The sequence below is a fragment of the Nitrospirillum amazonense genome (assembly GCF_007828045.1).
In the GTDB taxonomy this organism is placed as follows: domain Bacteria; phylum Pseudomonadota; class Alphaproteobacteria; order Azospirillales; family Azospirillaceae; genus Nitrospirillum; species Nitrospirillum amazonense_C.
Map to the genome: position 1 here is coordinate 87,166 of NZ_VITN01000020.1, position 12,122 is coordinate 99,287.

Annotated in this window: 6 protein-coding genes; 2 read left to right on the forward strand and 4 right to left on the reverse strand. The window is 67.5% G+C overall.

Annotated elements, in window-relative coordinates; translation table 11 throughout:
- Positions 1-29: 29 nt before the first annotated feature.
- The 4 genes from infA to FBZ89_RS24095 all read right to left on the reverse strand — a co-directional run bounded on the left by infA (position 30) and on the right by FBZ89_RS24095 (position 2,475).
- Positions 30-302 carry a translation initiation factor IF-1 gene (gene infA, locus FBZ89_RS24080; RefSeq protein WP_145752882.1) on the reverse strand — a complete coding sequence of 91 codons (273 nt, stop codon included), beginning with the start codon at positions 300-302 and terminating at the stop codon, positions 30-32.
- Positions 303-377: 75 nt separating this feature from the next.
- Positions 378-587, reverse strand: coding sequence for a cold-shock protein (locus FBZ89_RS24085; protein ID WP_145752884.1), 210 nt, complete (start codon positions 585-587; stop codon positions 378-380).
- Positions 588-903: 316 nt separating this feature from the next.
- Complete coding sequence (locus FBZ89_RS24090; RefSeq protein WP_145752886.1) at positions 904-1,707, reverse strand: fructosamine kinase family protein; 804 nt, start codon at positions 1,705-1,707, stop codon at positions 904-906.
- 15 nt (positions 1,708-1,722) lie between these two features.
- On the reverse strand, positions 1,723-2,475 hold the full coding sequence (locus FBZ89_RS24095) for a prepilin peptidase (RefSeq protein WP_186457544.1): 753 nt from the start codon (positions 2,473-2,475) through the stop codon (positions 1,723-1,725).
- A 608-nt stretch (positions 2,476-3,083) separates the two neighbouring features.
- Between FBZ89_RS24095 and FBZ89_RS24100 the strand changes: the two genes are divergently transcribed.
- On the forward strand, positions 3,084-11,585 hold the full coding sequence (locus FBZ89_RS24100; protein WP_211115343.1) for a discoidin domain-containing protein: 8,502 nt from the start codon (positions 3,084-3,086) through the stop codon (positions 11,583-11,585).
- A 97-nt stretch (positions 11,586-11,682) separates the two neighbouring features.
- The gene (gene gspG, locus FBZ89_RS24115) at positions 11,683-12,111 is read left to right on the forward strand and encodes a type II secretion system major pseudopilin GspG (protein WP_145752889.1); all 429 of its coding nucleotides are present in this window, start codon (positions 11,683-11,685) and stop codon (positions 12,109-12,111) included.
- Positions 12,112-12,122: the final 11 nt, after the last annotated feature.

The window sequence follows — 12,122 nt, forward strand, 5'->3', positions numbered from 1 at the left end:
GGCGCCACCCTACATGGAACGGCGACGCATCACCGGCGGCGGGGCGGGGGACGACGCCCCGGCACGGCGGGACCGGACCGTTCATCCTTGTGACGGTAGGTGATGCGCCCCTTGGTCAGGTCATAGGGCGTCATTTCCACCGTGACGCGATCACCCGCCAGCGAGCGGATCCGGCTTTTGCGCATCTTGCCGGCGGTATAGGCGATGATCTCATGCCCATTTTCCAGCTTCACGCGAAAGCGGCCGTCGGGCAGCGCCTCTTCGACATAACCGTCGAATTCGAGAAATTCTTCCTTGGCCATTGCATCCTCCCAAACAGGAAAAAGGCGGCGGCACGCCTAGGCATGCCGCCGCCGCTCGTTCAGATGAGGAGGAGGTCAGATGGCGCGCAGGTTTTCCGCCGCGGTCTTGCCCTTGCGCGGGTCGCGGACGGCGTCGAAGCTGACCTTCTGGCCTTCGTTCAGGCCGCTGAGGCCGGCGCGCTCAACGGCGGAGATGTGGACGAAAACGTCGGCGGAGCCATCCTCGGGCTGGATGAAACCAAAGCCCTTGGTGCTGTTGAACCACTTGACGGTACCGGTGGACATGGGATGCCTTCTGGGATTTTTCCCGTTCGAAGCTGCCCGGCGCGAGAGTGCGGACGGGCATCAAAGTCACGACAGGGAACAGAACCAGCGTCAGCCGGTAGATAGCCCAGTAGCAAAGTCGACCCGGGCAGCATGGCTCCCCCAGCTCAAAACCGCAAGCGTTTAGGCATCCCGCCAGGACATGGCTGCAAGACGCGGGCTCTCCTGTCCTGGGTATTGCGCCGCGCCTTGATCGACCTAACGGCCGTCAAGAGAGCGTGGAACAGCGTGGATCGACCGCGTGAAGGCCGGCCCTCAACCACCGGCTCCTCCTGTCTTAGACACCAAGCCGCCGCAGGTCGGCATCAACTCCTGCGGCGTAGGCTGGGCCGAAGAGCCGCAGATGGACCAGCAGCGGCCAGAGCCGGTAGACCGGCAACCGCTGGCGCCACCCGGGCTCCAAGGCCAGGGAGTCGAAGAAGGACGCCGGCGGACGGTCGAACAGGGTCAGCATGGCCGCGTCCACCTCGCGGTCCCCGAAGTAACAGGCCGGATCGATCAGGCCGGAGACCCCGGTACCGGACACCAGCACATTGCCGCCCCATAGGTCGCCGTGCAGCAGCGACGCCGGCGGGCGCTGCGGAACGTGGTCGCCCAGCCGCTCGGCCAAACGCCCGATACGGGCGCCGAGGCCGGCATCGACATGGGCTATATGGCAGCGCAGCCGCTGCGCCGCCCAGAAGGCGGGCCAGTCGTCGGTCCTGGGGTTGGGCATGGCCACAGCCCCCAGGCTGTGGTCGTGCGGCCAGCCATAGGGCTCATCGGTGGGCGCGTGCAGCCGGTTCAGGCAGGTGGCCAGATCATGCCAGGCCGCCGCCAGCGCGCCCTCGGCGGGCAGCTTTTCCATCACCAGCCAGCCGTCATCCGCCGCCAGCACCGCCGGCGCCGGAGCGCCGGTAGCGGCGATGGCCCGCAGCATCGTGCCTTCCCGCCCGGCGCCGTCCCCGTGTTTGGCGACCGCCAACGCACCATCCGACAGCGTCAGCTCATAGACAACGGAGAGGTCGCCCCCCGCCATGCGGCGCAGGGACAGCACGCGCCGCCCCAGCAGGCCGGATAAGCGGTCCTTCAAGGCATCCATGTCCCCCCCCGCCCGTCACAGGTCTGAAAGAGTAAACAGCCAGGCGGCCCAGATGCCCAGCGCCAGGCAGGGGCCGAAGGGCATGGGGGTGGTCCCGTCCACCCGCCGGCCGGCCAGACGCAACGCCGCCATTGCCAGCAGGCCGGCCAGCGCCGCGATCAGCAACATGTGGGGCACGGCCGCGGGTCCCGCCCAGGCGCCACCAGCGGCCAGCAGCTTAGCATCCCCCCGGCCGATGCCGTCGCGGCCCCTGATCCGCCGGTACAGCGTTTCCACAAGCACCAGCCCGGCATAGGCCACGGCAGCAGCCGCCAGCCGGTCGATCGGAAAATGCCCATCCCGGGCCCACCCCATCAGGATGCCCGCGATGATCAGCGGCAGGGTCAGCGCGTCGGGCAGGATCATGTGGCGCAGATCGATCCACGCCAAAGCCAGCAAGACCCAACCCAGGCCGGCGCCCGCGCAGAGCGTCAGGGCATCCAAGGGCATCAGGAAGGCCATGCACAGGGGCGGCAGGACGGCCGCCAGCTCGATCGCCGGATGGAACGCGCCGATGGGCGCCGCGCAATAGCGGCAATGCCCCTTGGACCATAGGTAGGAGAGGATGGGCACCAGGGAGGCCGGACTCAACGTATGGCCGCACCGGTCGCAGGCCGACCGCCCCCACACCACGGACCGCCCCGCCGGCAACCGGGTCACGACCACCCCCAGGAAGCTGCCGACGAAGGGGGCGGCGATCAGCAATGTCCAAAGGGTGATGATGTCCACTTTTCCGTTTCCCAACGCGTCCCCGGCCCCCATGGGACCGCCCGCCATACCCCTCCGATTCGCGAGGGATTTCAACAGCCAATCGGCGACGGCGGCTGGAAATGAGCCGTTAACACCACCGGAACGGCGCCACACTTTTGAATCTTTCAAAATTTTAAGTACAGGTTCGATGTCACCGGTTACCTGTCCGGATACACGACGCACCTGTCCTTTCGATGGATTGCGCATTGCCGAGGTACATCTCTCCGCTCCAGGTAACAATGTATACCATTGCATCATGTCCAAAGTTGTAAGCGAAGGCTTTCCCCTTTTGGACAGTTATATTCAAATTTTATAACCATTGCGGCCATATGAAATCAGAACATGGTCCAGTAACTCTGGGAACGACATCGATAACATTTTAGGAATTAACCGCTTTTTTGATTCGACGACGTTGGCTTATACAGCCCTCCGAAGAAACGCGCCCGCTCAGGCGGCGCTACTGCAAGAGAAGACGGGGCATGTCTCTCGCAAGTTGGGGGCTTAAAATGACAGCTCGTGCCTTGCTGGCGTCCTTAGGGGCGCTGAGGGTTTTGTTTGTCGGGTTAATTATTAGCGGTATTTTGGGAATGCCCGCCGCATGGGCGGATGACGGCACGGCATTGCCGCCGTCCAATCGCATCTCCATCAACCTGGGCGAAACGCCGTGGCGCTTCCTGAAGGACAGCGACCCGGCCAACGCCATGGATCCCGCCTATAACGACACCTCCAGCAATCCGAACCCGAACGAGGTATGGACCTCGGTCGGCGTGCCCCATTCGCCCAGCGACAACGATACCTTCCTGAACCTGAAGTCCGGCGGCGGCCAGGGCCAGCTGACGGGCAACATCACCTGGTATCGCAAGCACTTCTCGCTGGATAACGCCTACAAGACACGCAAGATCTTCGTGGAGTTCGAGGGCGCGCACATGGGCGCCCGCGTCTTCATCAACGGCCATTTCATTCCGGGCAACAGCCTGGTGAACCCCAACGCCACGCACGTCGTCGGCTTCGTGCCCTTCATCGTCGATATCACCGACTACGTGAAGTTCGACGGCGCCGACAACGTCCTGGCGGTCAAGGTGGCCCGGGGCGACACCTTCTTCACCAATCCCAACTTCTCCGGCGCCTTCCGCTTCGGCCAGGCCGACAGCGGGCTGTTCCGCCCGGTGTGGATGTACATCACCGACCGGGTGCACATCCCCCGCAACACCTACGCCGTGCTGAACACCTGGGGCACCTACGTCTCCACGCTCAGCGCCAGCGACGCGTCGGCCACCGTGCGCGTGCAGACCAACGTCGCCAACGAGTACGCCAACGCCCAGACGGTGACGCTGAACACCCAGATCGTGGACGCGGCCGGCACCGTGGTCGCGTCCGCCCAGGACACCAAGACGCTGGCCTCGGCACCACTGCCGGCCGTGCCGGCGCAGAACGCGCCCGAGACGGCGCCGCCGCCCGCCACCTTCGACCAGACGCTCACGGTGGACCACCCTACCCTCTGGTACCCCAACAACAGTCAATGGGGCCACCCCTACATGTACACGGTGGTGCACACCGTCAGCGTGGACGGCGTCGTGGTCGACGCCACCACCACGCCGCTGGGCATCCGCACCATCGCCTGGGACCAGAACTTCCCCATCATCAACGGCCACGCCCACTATCTGTGGGGCGCGTCGGGCCGCTACGACTATCCCGCCCTGGGTTCCGCCGTGCCGGAGGAACAGCAGTGGCGCGACGTGGCCCTGCTGGCCAACGCCGGCGGCAGCCTGTACCGCCCGGGCCATTCCGCCCAGGGACCGGAGTTCCTGGCCGCCGCCGACGCCTTTGGCGTGATGATGGTCCAGCCCAGCGGCGATGGTGAGAACGGCTTCGCCCATCTGTGCCCGGGCGACACCTATGTCGGCAACTGCACCGCTTCCACCCTCGACATCGAGATGAAGAAGGAGGTGCACCGTGACATGATCGTGCACGACCGCAACAACCCGTCCGTGCTGGCGTGGGAGGCGGACAACGGCGTCACGGATACCGGCTTCGCCCGCGCCCTGAAGTCCCTGTCGGAAACCTGGGACCCGGTCCTGACCCGCGCCCAATCCGACCGTACGCCCGATGCCGCCAACGGTGACATCCTGGGCTGCTCGGGCGACGGCTGCGATATCGGCGTGAAGCGCGACAACCCCAACGTTCCGGCCTGGGGCTCGGAATACTGGGACAACGGCGTCGGCCGCGACCTTTATGACTTCGAACTGCCCTTTGCCGCGCTGTACATGAAGCAGTGGGTGCAGAGCGTGGCCATGAAGTCCTTCGGCATGGCCCACTGGTATCTGGCCGACACGCCCGGCGAGATCGTGACCCAGGTGGATGGCCCCGGTTCGCCCACCGGTTCCGCCAGCGGCCACACCCCGGAAAGCATTCGTGGCAACGGCGCCTCGATGATGGACGCCAACCGCATCCCGCGCCTGCTCTACTACATCTACCAGGCGGCCTGGACCCCGTACGACACCCGGCCGGTGGTGAAGCTGGCCTATCACTGGAACCGCATGGGCCAGGTGCGGGTCAACGCCTTCTCCAACTGCCCGTCCGTGCGCCTGCTGCTGAACGGCCAGCGCCAGGGCGGCGACATGACGCCCAACCCGCTGACCAGCGACGTCAGCCCGGACATGACCCAGAACACCACCCTTCTGCCCACGCAGGTGCATTGGGATGTGATGTGGGCCGCGGGCACCCTGACCGCCCAGTGCCTGGACACCAACGCCCGCGTGGTGCTGGACGCCGCCGGCAACCCCATCCAGGACACCCAGGTCACCGCCGGCACGCCGGACCACATCCGCCTGACCGTCACCCCGGAACTGGTCCGCCCCAGCGGCCAGCCCTTCGCCGTGCAGGCCAACGGCACCGACGCCGCCTTCATCACGGCGGAGGTGGTGGACGCCAACAATGTGCGCGTGCCCAATGTTTCCCCCACCCTGACCTTCGCGGTCAGCGGCCCCGGCACCTACCGCGGCGGCGCCGATCATTACGTCAACGACAGCCAGCCCGACGGCTACCATGCCCCGGGCGACCCCAACCTGACGGCCGAGGGCGGCGTCACCCGCATCGCCGTGCGTGCCCAGTTCGTCCCCGGCACCGTGACGGTCACCGCCACGGCCCCGGGCTTGGGCGCCGGCACCGCCCGCTTCCAGACCGTGCCCACCACCGGGCCCAGCCTGGGCGCCAACGGCAACCTGTCCGTCCCGGCCACGCCGGCCGGCCAGTTGTCCATCGTCACCCCGCCGCAGGACCAGACCGTCACCGTCGGCCAGACGGCGACCTTCACGGTGCTGAGCGCGGGGGCGGCGCCCCTGAGCTACCAGTGGCAACGGGGCGGCGTCGCCGTCCCCGGCGCCACCAGCTACAGCTACACCACCCCCGCCACCAGCCTGGGCGACAACGGTGCCGCCTACAGCGTCATCGTCTCCAACGCCTCGGGCGCCAGCGTCACCTCCACGGCCGCCCTATTGTCCGTGGTGCCCCCCACCATCCCCACCGTGCTGACCCAGCCCAAGGGGGCGACGGTCATCGCCGGCCAGAACGCCAGCTTCAGCGTCCAGGCCAGCGGCTCGCCTGTGCTGAAGTACCAGTGGTTCAAAAATAAGACCGCCATCGCCGGCGCCACGGGGGCGATCTACAACACGCCCGTGCTGACGCTGGACGACAACGGCGCCAGCTACACGGTGGTGATCACCAACACGGCGGGCAGCGTCACCTCCGACGCCGCCGTCCTGACCGTGGGGGCCGCCACCCCGCCCACCATCCTGACCCCGCCCGCCAGCCAGGCGGTGCCGGTAAACCAGACGGTGGTGCTGTCGGTCCTGGCCTCGGGCACGGCGCCGCTGCATTACCAGTGGACGCATGACGGTGTGGCCGTCGGCCCCGACGCCGCCAACTTCGTCATCCCGTCGGTGCAGACGGGCGACGCCGGCGCCTACACGGTGACCGTCACCAACGTGGCGGGCACCATCACCTCCAAGCCCGCCGCCACCCTGTCGGTCAGCGGCAGCAACGGCACCAACCTGGCCCAGGGCAAGACGCCGCTGGAAAGCAGCGAGCAGAACGGCGGCCTGACCGCCAAGTACGCCTTCGACGGCAACGCCACCACCCGCTGGTCCTCCGCCCCGCAGATCGACCCGTCGTGGGTGGGCGTGGACCTCGGCTCCCTCCAGACCTTCGATGAGGTCGTCCTGGTGTGGGAGAACGCCTACGCCTCGGAATACCAAATCCAGGTTTCCAACGACGAAGGCGACAACAAGACCTGGACCACCGTGTACCCCGCGGACGGCAGCATGGCCGTGGGCCACGGCGGCACGGAAACCCTGGCCTTCCCCAGCACCACCGCCCGCTTCGTACGCATGCTGGGCAACAAGCGCGCCACCGACTACGGCTACAGCCTGTTCGAATTCCAGGTCTATGACGTGCCCCAGTGCGGCACGGCGACGGAGCGCTACACCCTGCAGCCGGCCAAGTCGGGCACCTATGTCTCGCCCATCGCCGGCATCCCCAACGGGCCTTTCGTGCCCACCGTGGTCGACAACGTCAGCGGCCTGACCTGGCAGCAGTACGTGACGACCTTCACCCAGGCGGGCGCCCAGTTCACCCGGCCGGTGGCCGAGCAGTACTGCGCCTCCGTGGGCATGCGCGTTCCCACCCAGGACGAGGCGCTGACCATCGCCGGTAACAACTATTCGGCCTGCGCCTTCCCCAACCCTTGGACCACCTGGACGGAAACCGACGTGGCGGGTGAGACCGACCGGTCCTACTTCGTCTCCTCCGCCGGCCAGTCGTCCTCGCAGATCACCGACAACTCGCCGGGCTGGGCCCTGTGCGTGGTGGGCAAGTCACTGGCCGCCCCCACCATCACGGCGCAACCCGCCAACCAGACGGCGCCGCTGGGCGGCACCGCCACCTTCACCGTCGGTGTCGGCGGCCCCGGCCCCTTCAGCTACCAGTGGCTGGAGAACGGCGCGCCCATCGGCATCACCACCGTTCCCACCTTCACCACGGCCCCCTTGCAGGCGACCGATGACGGCGCGTCCTTCAGCGTCATCGTCAGCAACGGCGGCGGCAGCGCCACCAGCGCCACGGCCACCCTCACCCTGAACGGCACCGCCGGCGACGGCAACGGCAATACCGGCGGCAACACCGGTGGCGGCGGCGACAATGGCGGGGGCAACACCGGGGGCGGCAATAACGGGGGCGGCAGCGTCGATCCGCTGGCGCCCCCCACCAAGTCCCCGGCGTCGGATCTGGCCGCCGGCAAGAAGGCCACGGCCACCAGCGACCAGGGCGACGGCTATCCCGCGTCGGCCGCCACGGACGGCGCCCTCAACTCCCGCTGGTCCTCGGGCTTCAGCGACACGGAATCGATCATGGTCGATCTCGGTGCCGTCCAGACCGTGGACCGCGTGGTCCTGCGCTGGGAAGCCGCCTACGGCGTCGGCTATCTGATCGAGGTATCGACCGACAATCAGCATTGGAAGACGGTACACACCGAAACCCAGGGCAAGGGCGGGGTGGATGACATCCGCTTCGACGCCACCCAGGCGCAGTTCGTGCGGATGAGCGGCACCAAGCGCTCCAGCCAGTTCGGCTACAGCCTGTTCGAGTTCGAGGTCTACAACACCGCCACCACGCCGCAGTACACCCTGACCGCCACGGCCGGGGCCAACGGTGCCATCCTGCCCGGCACGGTGTCGGTCCTGGCCGGTGCCAGCCAGACCTTCACCTTCCAGCCGGCCAACGGCTTCGCCGCCACCGGCGTGACGGCGGACGGCCAGAGCGTGGGCCAGGTGGCCAGCTACACCTTCACCAACATCCAGGCCACCCACACCGTGGCCGCCACGTTCAGCGTCTCTTCAGCGGCGGTGGACCTGGCCCTGCACCAGCCCGCCACCTCCAGCGAGTTGGAGAACGCGGGCTACCCCGCCGGCAACGCGGTCGACGGTGATCCCAACACCCGGTGGTCGTCCGCCGTCGGGCCCACCGCCTGGCTGCAGGTGGACCTGGGCGCGCCCAAGGCCTTCAACCGCGTGGTGGTGAGCTGGGAAAACGCCTACGCCGTGGGCTACCAGGTCCAGGTGTCCAACGTGGGCGGCGCCGACGACCAGAACTGGACCACGGTCCACCCCGAAACCACCGGCAAGGGTGGGATCGAGGACATCACCTTCACCGAGGTGACCGCCCAGTATGTGCGCCTGAAACTGACCCAGCGGTCCGGCCCCTACGGCTACAGCCTCTGGTCCTTCCAGGTGTACGACATGCCGACCCCGCCGGCGCTGACGGCCCAGCCCGCCAACGTCACGGTGACGGCCGGCCAGACCGCGCAGTTCACCGTGGCCGCCACCGGCACCGCCCCCTTCACCTACCAGTGGTATGTGAACGGCACGCTGGCCGCGACCACCGACGCCCCCTTGTTCACCACCAACAGCCTGACCACCGCCGACAGCGGCACCATGGTGTCCGTGGTCGTCAGCAACGTGGCCGGCACCGTCACCAGTGCCAGCGCCACGGTGACGGTGACCGCCCCGCCCCAAACGGGCACGGGCGACACCGGGAACGGCAACACGGGCAATGGCAACACCGGTAACGGGGGCACGTCGCCGGTTTCCGCCAACGCCAACCTGGCCTTGGGTGTCACCATGACGGCCAGCGGCACGGAGAATGACGGCTACCTCGCCGGCAACGCCGCCGACGGCAGCACCAACTCGCGCTTCTCCTCCAACTTCGACGACCAAGCCTGGCTGCAGGCCGACCTGGGCGCCGTGCGGGCGGTCAACCGCGTGGTCCTGCGCTGGGAGAACGCCTACGGCGTGGGCTACCTGATCCAGACCTCCACCGACGGCAAGACCTGGGACACCGCCTTTACCCAGACCAACGGCAAGGGCGGGGACGAGGACCTCTCCTTCGCCACGGTGAACGCGCGCTACGTCCGCCTGCAGGGGGTGAAGCGCTCTTCCGGCTACGGTTACAGCCTGTTCGAGTTCGAGGTCTACAACACCGCCAGCACGCCCCGCTTCACCGTCACGGCGACAGCGGGCGACAACGGCGGCGTCACCCCGTCCGGCACCACCCAGGTGCTGCAGGGGGCCGACCCGCGCTACACCTTCACCGCGGCCGACGGCTTCGTCGTTACCAAGGTGGCGGTGGACGGGCAGGACATCGGTCCCCAGGCGGGCTACACCTTCACCAACGTCCTGGCGCCGCACAGCCTGGCCGTCACCTTCGGCCCGGCCTCGGCCGGCGTCGATCTGGCGGCGGGCAAGGCGGCCACGGCCAGCGGGACGGAGAATGACGGCTATCCCGCCGGCAACGCGGTGGACGGCAACCCCAACACCCGCTGGTCCTCCGCCTTCGTCGATCCGTCGTGGATCGCCATCGACCTGGGCTCCGCCCAGACCTTCAATCGCTTGGTCCTGAACTGGGAGAACGCGCACGGCATCGCCTACCTGATCCAGGTGTCCAACGTGGGCGGCGCGGACGACAAGGACTGGACCACCGTCTACACCCAGGCCGCCGGCAAGGGCGGGGTGGAGGATCTGGGCTTCACGCCCGTGACCGCCCGCTACGTCCGCCTGCTGGGCACGCAGCGGTCCAGCCCCTACGGCTACAGCCTGTTCAGCTTCCAGGTGTTCAATAACCAGACGGACCAGGCGCCCGCCATCACCAGTCAGCCGCAAAACCAGACCGTGGGCCTGGGCCAGAGCGCCAGCTTCTCGGTCACGGTCAGCAGCACCGGCCCCTTCACCTACCAGTGGCAGCGCAATGGTGCCGATGTCGCCGGCGCCACCAGCGCCAGCTACAGCACGCCGGCCACCACCAGCGCCGACAACGCCACCCAGTACGCCGTCGTCGTGACAGGCCCGCAGGGGGCCAAGGTCACCAGCACCCCGGCCATCCTGACGGTCAACTCCAGCGGCCTGCCCTACACGGTCTTCCCCGGCTTCGTCGGTGTCGACCTGCAGAACAACACCCATGGCGCCTACAGTGACGACCAGGTGTACGTGGCCGTCATCGGCCGCGACCCGGCCACGGGGCAGTTCGCCTGGCTGAAGCCGGACGGCACCCTGACGGCCGCCAGCGCCGCCGACAACGACGGCGCCGGCCACCTGACCAAGAACGGCCAGAACTACAGCAACTACTTCTTCACCCTGGCCCAGGCCAAGCAGCTGAAGCTGCCCAAGATGGACAGCGGGCGCGTGTTCATCGCCCTGGGTGAGCCGCTGTACATCAAGATCCTGATGGATGCGAACAACCAGGTCGGTTACGCGGGGCCCAACCCGCTGAACGGCACGGACCCCAACATCAACGTCTATTACGACTGGTACGAGTTCACCTACAACGCGTCCGGCCTGTGGATCAACACCACCCAGGTGGACCAGTTCGGCCTGCCGCTGCTGCTGGACGTGTACGGGTCCAACAACAGCTTCCACAAGCAGACCGGCATCAACCAGAGCCGCGCGGCCCTGTACGACGCCTATGTCGCGGAGACGCCGGCAGCCTTCCATTCGGCCCCGCTGTCGCCCTATCGCATCATGGCGCCGTACAACAGCACCTTCGACGCGGGCCAGGCCAACGCCACCTACTTCGACGGCTACGTCGACCAGATCTGGGCCTTCTACGCCACCAACACCCTGACCATCGACATGTGGGGCGGCGCCCGCCGCTTCACCGGCCAGGTCCAGGGCGGCCAGATGGTGTTCAGCGAGGTCGACCTCAAGAACGGCGCCTATGTCGGCGGCAGCTACGTCGTGAACAAGCCGACGACGCAGGACGTGCTGCGCGGCGCCGGGGCGCTGGCCACCGGCAACGCCACCGAGCTGGCGCTGGAGGCCCAGCTGTGCGCGGCCTTCAACCGCCACATCACCGACAACGTCGCGGCCTGGGCCACGCCGTCCGTCTGGTACAGCGCGGCGCCGGCCAATTTCTACGCCAAGTTCTGGCACGACCACAGCGTCGGCGGCCTGGCCTACGGCTTCGCCTACGACGACGTGTCGGACCAGAGCTCCACCATCACCACCGACAAGCCGGAGCACGCGGTGTTCGGCATCGGCTGGTGATGGCGGCGGCAATCAAGGACTGAAAGGAACGGCGGCGCCCCCGGGGCGTCGCCGCTTCTTCGCGTTTTGGGACCAGTTATCTTTGGGGGTTAAGGGAATGAAGGGGTTCAGGAACAGGGCGCGGGAACAAGGCTTCACCCTGCTGGAACTGCTGGTCGTCGTGCTGATCATCGGCCTGCTGGCCTCCTACGTGGGGCCTAAATACTTCTCGCAGGTGTCGAAGTCCGAAGTGACGACGGCCAAGGCGCAGATCGAGGCCTACGCCAAGGCCGTCGATAATTTCCGCCTGGACGTGGGCCGCTTCCCCACAACGGAGGAAGGGCTGGCCGCCCTGATGACCCGCCCCGCCACCGATGGCGACAAATGGAACGGCCCCTACCTGCGTAAGGACGTGATCCCCGACCCCTGGGGGCACCCCTACCTCTACCGCTCACCCGGGGAGAAGGGGGAGTTCGCCATCACCTCCTACGGGCGCGACGGCCAGCCGGGCGGCACCGGCCCGGACGCCGACATCAGCAACGAGTAGCCAGGCCGGCG